Genomic DNA, 13,416 nt, shown 5'->3' with positions numbered 1-13,416 from the left:
GGTGGCCGTCCCGGGCGGGACGGCCACCGGCAGCCACCGCCGAGGGGCGTCCGCGGCCGGGCGGGCACGATGGGTCATCCGCGGGCGTGTCTGTGGCGGTGGTACGCCCGGCGGGTGTAGTGGACCAGCAGGACGGTCGGCAGGAAGAGGCGGAGGAACCGGCTCCAGTGCGGTTCGGCCGCGGTGGCCTCGTGGACGACGGAGAACAGGATGCCCAGGCCGAACACCGTGTCCACCACCACCAGGGCGACGAGCCCGAAGGGCAGGCCCCGAAGCGCTGCCCTCCAACGGGGCCGCCGGGCCTCCGGACCGGAGGCCTTCGGCTCGGGCGGCTGCGGGATCTGTTCCGCGACCCGGGCCGGCAGCGGTACCCGCGCGGCGGCGGGCACGCGCGCGTCCACCGCGGCGATCCTCTCCTCGGTGACGCCCCGGTACAGGGTCGGCTCGATCGCCAGATGGAAGCCGTCGAGCCCGGTCAGGGAACGCGCGCCGTCGGGCCGGGTGGTCATCGCCGCGACGGAGTCGTAGCGTACGGTCACCGGACCGCCCGGCGTCGTCAGGCTCACCCCTTCGGCGCCGATCACCAGCGTGCACCGTTCGTCCTCCAGGGACTGGTGCCTGGTGCCGGTGACGGCGGATTCCGAATACCGCGGGGCCTGCGCGCAGCCCGCCCAGTCGGCACCCCGGCCCGGCACCTGGAGCAGCCCGTCGGCCCAGGCCGCGCGGGCGACCTCGCGCAGATCAGCGACCGTCACCGCGGCCAGCTCGGCCCGATGCTCCTCGGGGGAGAGGATCGGATGGCCGGTCAGCAGGTTCAGCGCGTCCGACGGCAGCATGGCGGCGCCGAGGTCGGGGGTGTCGTACATCTTGAGCATCTTGCCGCGCACGGCGTCGAGTTCGGACTGCTCGACGCGGCCCGCGCGTAGCCGGCCGAAGGCGTCGACGAAACCGCCGACCACGGCGTCCTGCTTCTTCGGCAGCGCGTCGGCGTACGCCGTGAGGGTGGCGAAGTCGGCGTCGCGGGGGCGGTAGTCGGCCTGCGCGGTGTACGAGTAGCCGCCCTCCTGACGCAGATCCTGGAAGAGCGCGCGGCTCAGGACCTCGGCGAAGACGGCGGCGGCGGTGGAGCGGCGCAGGACCGCGTCGAAGACGACGTGGCCGTCGGCGCCGTGGATGAAGGCGGGCGTGACGGGAAGCGTGCTGGACGCGGCGGGTGCGGGGATGCGCGTCCCGACGGGCAGGGTGAGGTCCAGAGCGGCCGGGATCTCGGCGCTGGTGATCCACAACACGGCGTTGTCCCGGGTGAAGCGAGTCCGTGCCCAGTCGCGCACCTGATCGGGGGTCAGGGTCCAGGTCCCGAGCTGGCTGTAGCTGGACAGGCCGTATCCCTGCGCGCCGTAGCGCCACAACGGGAGCTGGGCGTCGGGGCCGTCTCCACGGCCGGCCGCCTCCGTGCGCAGGATCTCCTTCTCCGTCTCCAGCCGGTCCAGCGGGAGGTCACGCAGGGCCGCGCAGACGGTGTTGAGGTAGGTGACGACCTCCGCCTGCGTACCGGTGACGTGGAAGTGGGTGTACGTGTTCGACGTGGTGCCGTTGTAGTGCAGGTCGGACAGGCCCAGGTGGTGCAGCGCGAGATGTTCGACGAGGTGGGTGATCCCGGATGTCGCCAGCGTCTCGTCGGCGCGGCCCACACGGAAGAAGATGCCGGCGGTGATCTCGCCCGGGCGGGGGGCGTACAGGGTGGGGATGCCCTGGGTGACGGCCTGGGAGAACAGGGCCTTCGGGGCGCTGGGAGCGGTCGGGCCGGTGGGAGCGGTCAGCGGGTCGGGCACGGGCGTCGGCGTCGTCGTGAGTGTCGGCGTGGGCGCGGCTTCGGTGGTGAGCGCGGTCGTGCCCGTGCCGTCGGTCGTGGGCCCGGGTCCCCCGGGTGTGTCTCTCTCGTGTTCCGTGGTCATGTGTTCTCCGCCCCCCCCTCAGAGCGTTTCCAGCGCGGACGTGCGGTAGCGCGCGAACTGACTCCGCCAGTCCGCCAGGTACTGCCACGGCGACTCCGAGACCCGGTCGCCCAGCGCGGCGAAGTGCGGGGCCGCGTCCTTGTGGTGACCACCGAGGGAGAACGCCATCGCGAAGGCGCTGTGCGCGCCGATCCCGTCCCAGCCGGGCCGGTGGGCCGGGTGCAGCACCGAGCTTCGGGCGGCGGTGCGCAGTTCGTTGCGGACCGACAGGTCCCGCAGGTAGGCGGCTTCCTCGACGCCCTCCAGTTCGAGCCAGTGCTCGATGTGGGCGAGGGCGACCAGGGCCCCGGAGTCGGAGCCGTCCGGCGCGGCGCTCGCGCACTCCCGGGCGAAGCCGTGCGCGGCGTCCCAGGAACCGCTCCACTTCGGGCAGAGCTGCTGGAGCAGCAGCGTCTGTGCGCGATAGGCGTGCGGATGGTGGGCCGACATCCGGTCGTAACGGCGACGGGCCTCGGACTGGCCCAGTTCCAGACCGCGGGCGGTGAGCAGTCGGGCGGTCCACGCCGGGGCGAACGCCGGGTGCTCCGCGCACACCTCGATCAGCAGCTGCTCCGCCTTGCGGAGCCGGTCGTGGAACTGCTCGAACTGGTCGCGGGAGACGTGCTGGGCACGGGCGCCGCTGCGGATGTCCCAGCCGATGCGGATCTGCCGCTCGGCGAGCAGGGTGCGGGGCAGCGGGGCGGTAGGCCGGGCGGCGACGGCCTGTTGCAGACAGATCTCCACATCGGGGATGGCTGCGACGAGATGGGAGGCGAGGCAGACCTCGTCCACGGAGTCGAGCCCGGCGACGAAGTCGAGGACGGCGGCCCAGTCGCCGTCCCGCGCGGCGGTACGCAGCGGGGCGAGTTCGGGGAACGCGTCGAAGGGGTCCGTCACCGGTCCCCGGACGGTGAGAGGTCTTCCTCCGCCCCTGTCGTCGTTCCTGGTGGCACTGCTCATGTGTCCGCCCCCCTGGCGACTGCGTTGCGGGGCGCGCCGACTGGCCCCCCAGGGCGCGCGGGAACGTGTGATCGACGTGCGGTCCGTGCGAGGCGGACGCGGGACGTGATCAAGTCGCCGCAGGCTAACAGGGAGCTGTGACAGGAGGGGAGCGAGATTTCGCGGGGGTGGGCGGCGACTCGGCCGAGGACCGTGGTGGCGGCGGCTCAGTGGTACGCCGAGGCGGCCGGGACGGTCGTAGGGTGCTCGGCATGAGCATCATCGGGGTCGGGATCGACGTGGCCGAGATCGACCGGTTCCGGGCGTCGCTGGAGCGTACGCCGGGGCTGGCCCAACGCCTCTTCGTGGAGCGGGAGGTGTGGCTGCCGAGCGGGGAGCGCCGGGGTATCGCGTCCCTCGCCGTGCGGTTCGCCGCGAAGGAGGCGGTCGCCAAGGCGCTGGGCGCTCCGGGCGGAATGCGCTGGACGGACGCCGAGGTCTATGTCGAGGACAGCGGCCGGCCGCGACTGCGGGTACGGGGGACCGTGGCGGCGCGCGCGGCCGAACTGGGCGTCACGTCGTGGCACGTGTCGCTCAGCCACGACGCGGGGGTGGCCTCGGCGGTGGTGATCGCGGAGGGATAGCCGGGCCGGCCGGCGCGCCCCGGACGGGGACGGCCGGGGGCGGCATGGACGGGGGCGACCGGAGCGGCACGGACGGGGTGGCCGGGGCGGCACGGCGGGGCTCCGTACGGAAGACTCGGTCCCATGCGTACTGCGTACAGCGTGGAGACCGTGAGGACCGCCGAACGGGAGCTGATGGCACGGCTTCCCGAAGGGGCCTTGATGCAGCGGGCGGCCGCCGGACTCGCCGCCGCCTGCGCGGACGTGCTGGGGCGGGTGTACGGCAGCCGGGTCGTGCTGCTCGTCGGCAGCGGGGACAACGGCGGGGACGCGCTGTACGCGGGCGCGCGCCTCGCCCGGCGCGGAGCGGGCGTCACCGCGGTGCTGCTCGCGCCCGGACGCACCCACGCCGGGGGACTGGCCGCACTGCTCCGGGCCGGCGGATCGGCGGTCGAGGGCGGGGACGGCGGCCCCGGCACCGCGCGGGAAACCGTCAGGCGGGCCGACCTCGTCGTCGACGGCATCGTGGGGATCGGCGGCAAGGGCGGTCTGCGGCCCGAGGCGGCGGCGCTCGCGGAGTCCGCCGCGGACTCCCGCGCGGTGGTGGTCGCCGTGGACCTGCCGAGCGGCGTCGAGGCGGACACCGGAGAGGTCCTCGGCCCGGCGGTCCGCGCCGATCTGACGGTGACCTTCGGGACCCACAAGCCGGCGCTGCTGATCGATCCGGCGCGTGAGTACGCCGGTTCGGTGCGCCTCGTCGACATCGGGCTCGATCTGCCCGACCCGCCCGACCTGGAGGCGCTGCAGCACGTGGACGTGGCGGCGCGGCTGCCCGCGCCGGGGGCGGAGAGCGACAAGTACCGGCGGGGCGTGGTGGGGATCGCGGCCGGGTCCGCCCGGTATCCGGGGGCCGCCGTGCTCGCCGTCGCCGGGGCGCTGCGCGGCGGCGCGGGAGCGGTGCGCTACGTGGGGCCCGCGGCGGAAGCCGTGATCTCCCGTTTCCCCGAGACGCTGGTGTCGGACCTGGGACCCGCGCGGGCCGGGCGGGTGCAGGCGTGGGTGGTGGGGCCCGGCGCCGGGGACGACGCGTCGGCGGTGGCCGAGGTGCTGGCGGCGGACGTGCCGGTGCTCGTCGACGCGGACGGACTGCGGCTCGCCGACCGCGCGACGGTACGCGGACGGACCGCGCCGACTCTGCTGACCCCGCACGCCGGAGAGGCGGCGGCGCTGCTCGGGGTGGCGCGGGAGTCGGTGGAGCGGGCGCGGCTGGCGTCCGTGCGCGAGCTGGCGGCGCTCTACGGCGCGACCGTGCTGCTGAAGGGGTCGACGACGCTGGTCGCCGATCCCGGGGGCGGGGTCGTGCGGGTGAACCCGACGGGGACCGCGTGGCTGGCCACGGCCGGGAGCGGGGACGTGCTGTCCGGGCTCGCCGGGTCGTTGCTGGCGTCCGGGCTGTCGGCGTCGGACGCGGGGAGTGTGGGGGCGTACCTCCACGGACTCGCGGGGCGGCTCGCGGCGGAGGGGGCGCCGGTGGGGGCGCACGACGTGGCGGAGGCGGTACGGGACGCCTGGCGCGACGTCATGGGGTGACGCGGGTGGCGCCGGGGACTCCGGGCCCGGCGCCCGCCAGGGGCGCTGCGCCCCCTGGACCGCCGCCCTCGCCCGAAAGGCTCGCCGTCACACGCCGGACGGGCCGGGGACGCGCGGCGAAGGACGGGCCGGAGACGCGTGCCCGCGTTCCCGGCTCCGCAGGTACGGGGGCGGAAACCCCGGGGGCGTTGCCCATTACGGGGGACCCCTTCCGCGCGGCTCACCCCCTCCCGCCCCCACGTTGCGTATCGCTGAGCGCATGATGATGAGCGGACGAATGACCTGCCGCACCGCGGCGGTGCTGCTGGCGCTGCTGACCGTGCTGCCCGCACAGACCGCCCTGGCCGACACGGCGGGCCCCCTGACCCCCGGCCCGGAGAGCCCACGGGCGCCCGCCACCGCGGCGGTCCCCCTGGAAGGCCTGGTGCCGGGCGTGGCATCGGGCACCGGGCAGCCGTGGCAGGGACTGATGGACACGCCGGACCAGATGCTCGCGCCGCGGGTGTACACGCCGAGCGCCGGCGAGGACGCCGTCGAACCGCGGGACGCGTCCGCGGGGGCCGACGACCTGATCGAGTACGTCCCGGCGAGCGAGGCCGCCGACAGGGCCCCGTCGTGCAGCGGCCGGACCGGCCCCTACCAGCGGCAGGTGGAACGCCGGCTGAGACGGAAGGCCGACGGGAAGCAGTCCGGCGGCGACTGCCGCGCGATCCGGGCGTTCCAGGTCCGCCACGGGATCAGGCCGAGCACCGGCTTCGCGGGACCCGTGACCTGGGCCCGCATGCGGCTGCTGTCGGCGCGCAAGAACCCGAACGCCGCCGGGAGATGCCCCGTCCGCGCCTCCCGCGTGGCGTGCGTGGATCTGGCCCGTCAGATCACCTGGGTGCAGAAGGGGACGAAGGTGCTGTGGGGACCGGTGCCGATGCGCAGCGGGCGCGCCGGGTACCGGACCAGGACCGGCCTGTTCACGATCTACTGGAAGCACAAGAACCACTGGTCGACGCTCTACAACAGCCCGATGCCGTACAGCCAGTTCTTCAGCGGCGGCCAGGCCTTCCACGCCGTCTACGGCAGCATCTACGACCCGCACGGGTCGTGGGGGTGCGTCAATCTGCGCCTCGCCGACGCCCGCAGCCTGTGGAACGTGCTCCGGAAGGGCGACCGGGTGTCCGTGTGGGGCCGCAGGGCCGGCACCTGACCGTCGGGTGCCGGCCGAGGCCGCCGGAGCGGAACGTCCGAGACCGTCCGGGCCGCCCGAAGGGCACCGGCACAGGGGGACCGTCCGACCCCTCTGAGACACTGGGGGCGCGATGAACGAGACTGCACCGCTGCGCGCCCGCGCAGAGATCGACCTGGCCGCCCTGCGGGCCAACGTGCGGACCCTGCGCGCCCACGCGCCGTCCGCGGCCGTGATGGCCGTGGTCAAGTCCGACGCCTACGGCCACGGGGCGGTCCCGTGTGCCCGCGCGGCGCTCGAGGCCGGGGCCACCTGGCTCGGCACCGCGACGCCCGAGGAGGCCCTCGCCCTGCGGGCGGCGGGGGTCCCGGGGCGCGTCATGTGCTGGCTGTGGACCCCGGGCGGACCCTGGCGGGAGGCAGTGGAGGCCGACCTCGACGTGTCGGTCAGCGGGATGTGGGCGCTGCGGGAGGCCGTCGCGGCGGCCGAGGCGGCCGGCGTCCCGGCCCGCGTCCAGCTCAAGGCCGACACCGGCCTCGGACGCAGCGGCTGCCAGCCCGCCGACTGGCCCGAACTGGTCACGGAGGCCCTGCGCGCCGAGGCCGGGGGACGGATCCGGATCACCGGTCTGTGGTCGCACTTCGCCTGCGCCGACGAGCCCGGTCACCCCTCCGTGGCGGCCCAACTGGCCCTCTTCCGCGAGATGGTGGCGTACGCCGAGGAGCGGGGGGTGCGCCCCGAGGTCCGGCACATCGCCAACTCACCGGCCACGCTGACCCTGCCCGAGAGCCACTTCGACCTGGTCCGCACGGGGATCGCGGTCTACGGGATCTCGCCCAGCCCCGAGATCGGCACCCCGGCCGACTTCGGGCTGCGCCCGGTGATGACGCTGAGTGCGTCGCTGGCGCTGGTCAAGCACGTACCGGGTGGTCACGGCGTCAGTTACGGGCACCACTACGTCACTCCGGGCCCCACCACTCTCGGTCTGATCCCCGTCGGCTACGCGGACGGCATCCCCCGGCACGCCTCCGGCACCGGCCCGGTGCTCGTCGGCGGCAAGTGGCGGACGGTGGCGGGCCGGGTCGCGATGGACCAGTTCGTGGTCGACCTCGGCGGGGACGAGCCGCCGCCCGGCTCGGAGGCGGTGCTCTTCGGTCCCGGCGACCGGGGTGAGCCGACCGCCGAGGACTGGGCGCGGGCGGCGGGCACGATCGCGTACGAAATCGTCACCCGGATCGGAACCCGGGTGCCGCGCGTACACGTGAACAGGGAACAGGACGGGTAACCGCACAGAGTGCCCCGTGCAGGACAACAGGACATGCCGACACCAACGGCAGCTCCAGTCGCACCAGCACCAGCACCAGCAGCACCAGCGGCACCAGCAGCACCACCAGCACTGACAGCACCACCGGTACCGAAGGACGTATCGGTGGACGGGATCCCGGCGAAGAGGAGCGGTACGTGAGCGAGAGCAGCGCGGAGGCCGTGACGGATGTCGCCGCGGCGGCCGTCGCCTCCGCCGCCGGGAACTGGCGCAAAGCCGGTATCGCCGGTGTCGCCATAGGCGTGGTCGCCGCCGGCGCGGCGGCCGGAGTCGCCATAGAGAGGCTCACGGTCGGCCGCGGCATGCGGAACAAGGCGCGCCTCGCGCTCGACTCGACCGGCCCGTACGGCTCCTTGCGCGGCACCCCGGGCAAGGCGTACGCGGAGGACGGCACCGAGTTGTACTACGAGGTGGACGACGTCGAACAGGACGTCACCTTCACCCCGCGCCGACGCCGGCTCTTCGGCCGCAAGGCCCCGGCTCCGGTCACGGTCGTCTTCAGCCACGGTTACTGCCTCAACCAGGACTCCTGGCACTTCCAGCGGGCCGCGCTGCGCGGGGTGGTTCGCACGGTCCACTGGGACCAGCGCAGTCACGGCCGCTCCGGCCGCGGGGTCGGCCAGTCGAAGGACGGCACGCCGGTCACCATCGACCAGCTCGGCAGCGACCTGAAGGCCGTCATCGACGCCGCCGCCCCGGAGGGGTCGGTCGTGCTGGTCGGGCACTCCATGGGCGGCATGACCGTCATGGCCCTCGCCGACCGGTACCCCGAGCTGATCAGGGACCGGGTCGTCGCCGTCGCCCTGGTCGGTACGTCCTCCGGCCGGCTCGGTGAGGTCAACTTCGGTCTGCCGGTCGCGGGCGTCAACGCGGTACGGCGCGTGCTGCCCGGGGTGCTGAAGGCGCTCGGCCAGCAGGCCGCCCTGGTCGAACGGGGACGGCGGGCCACGGCCGACCTGTTCGCGGGGATCATCAAGCGGTACTCGTTCGCCTCCCGCGACGTCGACCCGGCCATCGCGCGATTCGCCGAACGGATGATCGAGGGCACGCCGATCGACGTGGTCGCGGAGTTCTACCCGGCCTTCACCGACCACGACAAGACCGAGGCGCTCGCGCGCTTCGCCGATCTGCCGGTGCTGGTGCTGGCCGGCGTCGGGGACATGGTGACGCCGAGCGAGCACAGCGAGGCGATCGCCGATCTGCTGCCGGACGCCGAGCTGGTGCTCGTGCCGGACGCCGGACACCTGGTCATGCTGGAGCGCCCCGAGGTGGTCATGGACCGGCTCGCGGACCTCCTGATGCGCGCGGGCGCCGTCCCGGCAGGGGCTACCGTGGGTGGCTATGGAAGCACCAGCAGCACCGCACAACCCGGCTGAGCCCGCCGCCGCGCGGGACGGCGTCCACGTCACCGTCCACTCGCCCGACCAGATGCGGGAGCTCGGCCTCCGGCTGGCCGGGCTGCTGCGCGCGGGTGACCTGGTGATGCTCAACGGGGAACTCGGCGCGGGCAAGACGACCCTGACCCGCGGACTCGGCGAAGGGCTGGGCGTACGCGGCGCCGTCACGTCCCCGACGTTCGTCATCGCCCGTGTGCATCCCTCCCTCGTCGACGGTCCGCCGCTCGTGCACGTGGACGCGTACCGCCTGGGCGGCGGGCTCGACGAGATGGAGGACCTCGACCTCGACGTGTCGCTCTCCGACTCGGTGATCGTCGTGGAGTGGGGCGAGGGCAAGGTCGAGGAGCTGACCGACGACCGGCTGCACGTCGTCATCCACCGCGCGGTGGGCGACACCACGGACGAGGTACGGCACGTCACGCTGACCGGGCTCGGCGCGCGCTGGGCGGACACGGACCTGGGCGGGTTCACGGCGTAGTCCCGGGCAGGCGTCCCGGTGCGGGTCCGCGCGGGCACGGGTCCCGTCGCGGGCCCGCTCGTTCTTCCGCGGGCCCGCCTGTCCTTCCGTACCGGCCCGCCTGTCCTTCCGTACGGGTCCGCCGCCGTGTGCGCACGGGTCCTCCGCCGCGGGCGGGTCACCGGAGCCGGTGGGCGGGCTCCGGCGACGTACGGGTTCCGACAAGTCGTCGGCAAGATGTTGCGTTCGGTATCCCGGCCGTGGTCACATGGAGATCAGGCCGTAGTTAGGTGTACCTAACCACGCGTGCCCCCCGAGGCCCCAGGAGGCGTCCATGCCGGCATCAGAACGTGACGTGCGCGACCTGCCGGCGCAGCAGCCGAGGGTGGCGGCCGGGGTGTCGATGCGGGACCTGCTGGCGTCGTGCGCGGCGGCGGAGGCCGTGTCCAGGCCGCCGCGGCCGCCGGTGTCGGACGCGGTGCGGCGCGACGAGCGGTCCCGCGACGCGGCATAGGCGCCCACCGGGGGCGGTGGCCGCGTGCGGTGCTCGGGTGCGGGCCGGATGCGGTCGCTCGCGCCGTTCCCCGCGCCCCTGAGGGGGTCTCGGCCGGGGTGCGTGCGCGGCGGCTACGGGATGACGACCACCTTGACGCCCACCGTCGCGAAGGTCCACATGGCGTCGCCGTCGGCGCGGGACTCCCGGATGCCGCCGAGCTTCTTCCCGGGGTCGGGGGCGGACGTGGAGCCGTCCCGCGCGGCGCTGAAGCCGATCACGATGCCGTCGACCACGGTGAAGCGCACGACGTGCTCGATCTGCGCGCCGTCCGATCCGGTGACGATCCGGCCGCGTGAGGTGACGTCGTACGTGCCCACGGCGGGGTCCACCGTGCCGGGCGTGACCGCGAAGGTCCGCTGCGTCCGGTCGTTCTCCCCGACCAGCCACACGCGGTCGTCGTCGATCGAGTAGACGACCCGCTCGCCGGTGCCGGAGTTGCCCGGCAGGGCCGCCGGATCCTTCCGGTCCCGGGGAGCCTTGCTGGTGGAGGCCTCGGGAGAGGTGCCCGCGCGGGTCCGGGCCAGGTGGTCCGGCGCGTTCGCGGACGCCTGGTAGGCGAGGAAGCCGACCACGGCGACGGCCGCGGCGGTGAGCCCGGCCACGATTCCCGAGCTGCTGCTGGCCACCCTGCGCCACCTCTCGTCCCTCGATCGCGTCCTGTATGTCCTGTGTGGTGACGGTAGCAGCACGGGTCCGGCGGACCATGGCGGCCGTGCTCCGGGCCGCCGGACACCCCCCGGGCGCCGTACGCTGTTTGCGTGCTCTTGCTCGCTCTGGATACCGCCACCCCCGCCGTGACCGTCGCCCTGCACGACGGCACGTCCGTCATCGCCTCCTCGAGCCAGGTGGACGCGCGCCGGCACGGAGAGCTGCTGCTGCCGGCCGTCGACCGTGTGCTCACCGAGGCCGGTCTGCGGCTCGACGCCGTCACCGGCGTCGTCGTCGGCGTCGGCCCCGGTCCGTACACGGGACTGCGCGTCGGCCTCATGACCGCCGACACCTTCGGTCTCGCGCTCGGCGTGCCGGTGCACGGCCTGTGCACCCTCGACGGGCTCGCCTACGCCGCCGACCTCGACGGCCCCTTCGTGGTCGCGACGGACGCGCGCCGCAAGGAGGTGTACTGGGCCCGGTACGCCGACTCCCGCACCCGCGTCTCCGAGCCCGCCGTCGACCGGCCCGCCGACCTCGTCCTCGACGGCCTGCCGGCCGTCGGCGCGGGCGCCCTGCTCTACCCCGACACCTTCCCGGACGTCCGCGCGCCCGAGCACGTCTCGGCGGCCGCGCTCGCGTCGCTGGCGGCGGAGCGGCTGGCCGCGGGCGAGGAGCTGGAGCCGCCCCGGCCGCTGTACCTGCGCCGCCCGGATGCCCAGGTGCCCAAGAACTACAAGGTGGTCACCCCCAAGTGACCGCCGTGCTGCGCGAGATGCGCTGGTGGGACATCGATCCCGTCCTGGAGCTGGAGAAGGACCTCTTCCCCGAGGACGCCTGGTCGCGGGGGATGTTCTGGTCCGAGCTGGCCCACGCCCGCGGCCCGGAGGCGACGCGCCGGTACGTGGTCGCCGTCGAGGGCGACCGGCTCGTCGGGTACGCGGGGCTCGCCGCCGCCGGTGACCTCGGCGACGTGCAGACGATCGCCGTCCGCCGTGACCAGTGGGGCACCGGACTCGGCGGTCGGCTGCTGGCCGAGCTGCTGCGGGCGGCGACCGCGTTCGAGTGCGCCGAGGTGATGCTCGAGTGCCGCGTCGACAACGTCCGCGCGCAGAAGCTGTACGAGCGCTTCGGCTTCGAACCCATCGGCTTCCGGCGCGGCTACTACCAACCGGGGAACGTGGACGCCCTGGTGATGCGTCTCAACGACCCCTCCACCTCCGTAAACGGCGTACAAGGAACCGAGATCAATGGCTGACGAACCGCTCGTCCTCGGCATCGAGACCTCCTGCGACGAGACCGGCGTCGGCATCGTCCGCGGCACGACCCTGCTGGCGGACGCCGTCGCGTCCAGTGTCGACGAGCACGCCCGTTTCGGCGGTGTCGTGCCGGAGGTCGCCTCCCGCGCGCACCTGGAGGCGATGGTGCCGACCGTCGAACGCGCCCTCAAGGACGCGGGGGTGAGCGCCCGCGACCTCGACGGGATCGCCGTGACCGCCGGGCCCGGACTCGCCGGCGCCCTGCTCGTCGGGGTCTCCGCGGCGAAGGCCTACGCGTACGCCCTGGGCAAGCCGCTGTACGGCGTCAACCACCTCGCCTCGCACATCTGTGTGGACCAGCTGGAGCACGGCGCGCTGCCGGAGCCGACGATGGCGCTGCTGGTCTCGGGCGGCCACTCGTCGCTGCTCCTGTCCACCGACATCACCTCGGACGTCCGCCCGATGGGAGCGACCATCGACGACGCGGCGGGCGAGGCCTTCGACAAGATCGCACGGGTGCTGAACCTCGGCTTCCCGGGCGGTCCGGTCATCGACCGGTACGCCAAGGAGGGCGACCCGAAGGCCATCTCCTTCCCGCGCGGGCTCACCGGGCCGCGCGACCCCGCGTACGACTTCTCCTTCTCCGGTCTGAAGACCGCCGTGGCCCGCTGGATCGAGGCGAAGCGGGCGGCGGGCGAGGAGGTGCCGGTGCGTGACGTGGCCGCGTCCTTCCAGGAGGCGGTGGTGGACGTGCTGACCCGCAAGGCCGTACGGGCCTGCAAGGACCAGGGCGTCGACCATCTGATGATCGGCGGCGGGGTGGCCGCGAACTCCCGGCTGCGTGTGCTGGCCCAGGAGCGCTGCGAGGCCGCCGGGATCCGGCTCAGGGTGCCCCGGCCGAAACTGTGCACGGACAACGGCGCGATGGTCGCGGCGCTGGGCGCGGAGATGGTCGCGCGCGGGCGCGCGGCCTCCGACTGGGACCTGTCCGCGGACTCGTCCCTGCCGGTGACCGACCCGCACGTGCCGGGTACCTCGCACACGCATACGCACGATCATGTGCACGAGGTCAGCAAGGAGAACCTCTGCTCGTGACCGTCGCGCTGATGTGGGAGGCGCGGGCCGTCGACGGGCGGGGCGGAGAACTGCTCGCCTGGGTCCGCGAGCGGGAGCGGGAGCTGCCGGAGCGGCCGCTGCGCGGTGAGGTCCTGCGGGCGCCGCAGGACCGGGTCCTCGTCATCACCTGGTGGGACGCGGCGTACGACGCCGAGCTCCCGGAACTGCCCGAGCCGGACCGGGAGTTGGTGACCCGGGCGGTGCACAGGTGGCGGTTCGAGTCGGTCGGCGGGAGCTGACCGGACGCGCGTGCCGTGCACCCCGCCCGCCCGTACCCCGCCGGCCGGGCGGGCGACGACCGGATCGCCGGACCGGGCACACCTCACCGGAGCCGTG

14 protein-coding genes are annotated in these 13,416 nt (G+C 74.2%); 11 read left to right on the top strand and 3 right to left on the bottom strand.

Features of this window, described 5'->3' with window-relative positions:
- Positions 1–74: 74 nt before the first annotated feature.
- Together OG776_RS18485 and OG776_RS18480 are read right to left on the bottom strand one after the other, a co-directional pair.
- Entirely contained in the window at positions 75–1,955 is a 1,881-nt protein-coding gene (locus OG776_RS18485; RefSeq protein ID WP_329321725.1) for a M16 family metallopeptidase, read from the bottom strand.
- A gap of 18 nt (positions 1,956–1,973) precedes the next feature.
- Positions 1,974–2,954 (bottom strand): hypothetical protein, encoded by a 981-nt coding sequence (locus OG776_RS18480; protein WP_261994611.1) that lies wholly within the window; start codon positions 2,952–2,954, stop codon positions 1,974–1,976.
- A 251-nt stretch (positions 2,955–3,205) separates the two neighbouring features.
- Between OG776_RS18480 and OG776_RS18475 the strand changes: the two genes are divergently transcribed.
- The 7 genes from OG776_RS18475 (at position 3,206) to OG776_RS18445 (ending at position 10,015) form a co-directional block, all read left to right on the top strand.
- Positions 3,206–3,577: a holo-ACP synthase gene (locus OG776_RS18475; protein ID WP_148010042.1), complete on the top strand. Its 372-nt coding sequence runs from the start codon at positions 3,206–3,208 to the stop codon at positions 3,575–3,577.
- Between the two features lie 123 nt (positions 3,578–3,700).
- Entirely contained in the window at positions 3,701–5,146 is a 1,446-nt protein-coding gene (locus OG776_RS18470; RefSeq protein WP_329321722.1) for an NAD(P)H-hydrate dehydratase, read from the top strand.
- Positions 5,147–5,423: 277 nt separating this feature from the next.
- Entirely contained in the window at positions 5,424–6,344 is a 921-nt protein-coding gene (locus OG776_RS18465) for a L,D-transpeptidase family protein (RefSeq protein ID WP_148010043.1), read from the top strand.
- Positions 6,345–6,456: 112 nt separating this feature from the next.
- A complete protein-coding gene (gene alr / locus OG776_RS18460; RefSeq protein WP_148010044.1) occupies positions 6,457–7,608 on the top strand; it encodes an alanine racemase in 1,152 nt (383 codons plus the stop codon).
- Between the two features lie 176 nt (positions 7,609–7,784).
- Positions 7,785–9,023, top strand: coding sequence for an alpha/beta fold hydrolase (locus tag OG776_RS18455; RefSeq protein ID WP_329321719.1), 1,239 nt, complete (start codon positions 7,785–7,787; stop codon positions 9,021–9,023).
- Positions 8,989–9,522 carry a tRNA (adenosine(37)-N6)-threonylcarbamoyltransferase complex ATPase subunit type 1 TsaE gene (tsaE, locus tag OG776_RS18450; RefSeq protein WP_148010046.1) on the top strand — a complete coding sequence of 178 codons (534 nt, stop codon included), beginning with the start codon at positions 8,989–8,991 and terminating at the stop codon, positions 9,520–9,522. Before OG776_RS18455 ends, tsaE begins: the two co-directional genes overlap by 35 nt.
- A gap of 313 nt (positions 9,523–9,835) precedes the next feature.
- Positions 9,836–10,015 carry a hypothetical protein gene (locus OG776_RS18445; RefSeq protein ID WP_329321717.1) on the top strand — a complete coding sequence of 60 codons (180 nt, stop codon included), beginning with the start codon at positions 9,836–9,838 and terminating at the stop codon, positions 10,013–10,015.
- 113 nt (positions 10,016–10,128) lie between these two features.
- Here OG776_RS18445 and OG776_RS18440 read toward each other — a convergent pair whose 3' ends face one another.
- Entirely contained in the window at positions 10,129–10,683 is a 555-nt protein-coding gene (locus OG776_RS18440; RefSeq protein ID WP_148010048.1) for a hypothetical protein, read from the bottom strand.
- Between the two features lie 132 nt (positions 10,684–10,815).
- Between OG776_RS18440 and tsaB the strand changes: the two genes are divergently transcribed.
- Genes tsaB through OG776_RS18420 form a run of 4 tightly spaced genes read left to right on the top strand, consistent with a single transcriptional unit; the run spans position 10,816 to position 13,319 of the window.
- Positions 10,816–11,463 carry a tRNA (adenosine(37)-N6)-threonylcarbamoyltransferase complex dimerization subunit type 1 TsaB gene (gene tsaB, locus OG776_RS18435; protein ID WP_148010049.1) on the top strand — a complete coding sequence of 216 codons (648 nt, stop codon included), beginning with the start codon at positions 10,816–10,818 and terminating at the stop codon, positions 11,461–11,463.
- A gap of 17 nt (positions 11,464–11,480) precedes the next feature.
- On the top strand, positions 11,481–11,963 hold the full coding sequence (rimI, locus tag OG776_RS18430) for a ribosomal protein S18-alanine N-acetyltransferase (protein ID WP_148010995.1): 483 nt from the start codon (positions 11,481–11,483) through the stop codon (positions 11,961–11,963).
- Positions 11,956–13,059 (top strand): tRNA (adenosine(37)-N6)-threonylcarbamoyltransferase complex transferase subunit TsaD, encoded by a 1,104-nt coding sequence (tsaD, locus tag OG776_RS18425; RefSeq protein WP_148010050.1) that lies wholly within the window; start codon positions 11,956–11,958, stop codon positions 13,057–13,059. Before rimI ends, tsaD begins: the two co-directional genes overlap by 8 nt.
- Positions 13,056–13,319 (top strand): hypothetical protein, encoded by a 264-nt coding sequence (locus OG776_RS18420; protein WP_148010051.1) that lies wholly within the window; start codon positions 13,056–13,058, stop codon positions 13,317–13,319. Before tsaD ends, OG776_RS18420 begins: the two co-directional genes overlap by 4 nt.
- Positions 13,320–13,416: the final 97 nt, after the last annotated feature.

Source organism: Streptomyces sp. NBC_01689 (genome assembly GCF_036250675.1).
In the GTDB taxonomy this organism is placed as follows: Bacteria; Actinomycetota; Actinomycetes; order Streptomycetales; family Streptomycetaceae; genus Streptomyces.
Note: the sequence above shows the minus strand (reverse complement) of the source record. Positions and strands in the feature narration are given on the sequence as shown.

Bases quoted from the DNA above. Each gene is read 5' to 3' on its own strand.
- OG776_RS18475 (WP_148010042.1), top strand. From the start codon at position 3,206: ATGAGCATCATCGGGGTCGGGATCGACGTGGCCGAGATCGACCGGTTC.
- OG776_RS18465 (WP_148010043.1), top strand. From the start codon at position 5,424: ATGACCTGCCGCACCGCGGCGGTGCTGCTGGCGCTGCTGACCGTGCTG.
- rimI (WP_148010995.1), top strand. From the start codon at position 11,481: ATGCGCTGGTGGGACATCGATCCCGTCCTGGAGCTGGAGAAGGACCTC.
- tsaE (WP_148010046.1), top strand. From the start codon at position 8,989: ATGGAAGCACCAGCAGCACCGCACAACCCGGCTGAGCCCGCCGCCGCG.
- OG776_RS18480 (WP_261994611.1), bottom strand. From the start codon at position 2,954: ATGAGCAGTGCCACCAGGAACGACGACAGGGGCGGAGGAAGACCTCTC.
- OG776_RS18470 (WP_329321722.1), top strand. From the start codon at position 3,701: ATGCGTACTGCGTACAGCGTGGAGACCGTGAGGACCGCCGAACGGGAG.
- OG776_RS18445 (WP_329321717.1), top strand. From the start codon at position 9,836: ATGCCGGCATCAGAACGTGACGTGCGCGACCTGCCGGCGCAGCAGCCG.
- alr (WP_148010044.1), top strand. From the start codon at position 6,457: ATGAACGAGACTGCACCGCTGCGCGCCCGCGCAGAGATCGACCTGGCC.
- tsaD (WP_148010050.1), top strand. From the start codon at position 11,956: ATGGCTGACGAACCGCTCGTCCTCGGCATCGAGACCTCCTGCGACGAG.
- OG776_RS18485 (WP_329321725.1), bottom strand. From the start codon at position 1,955: ATGACCACGGAACACGAGAGAGACACACCCGGGGGACCCGGGCCCACG.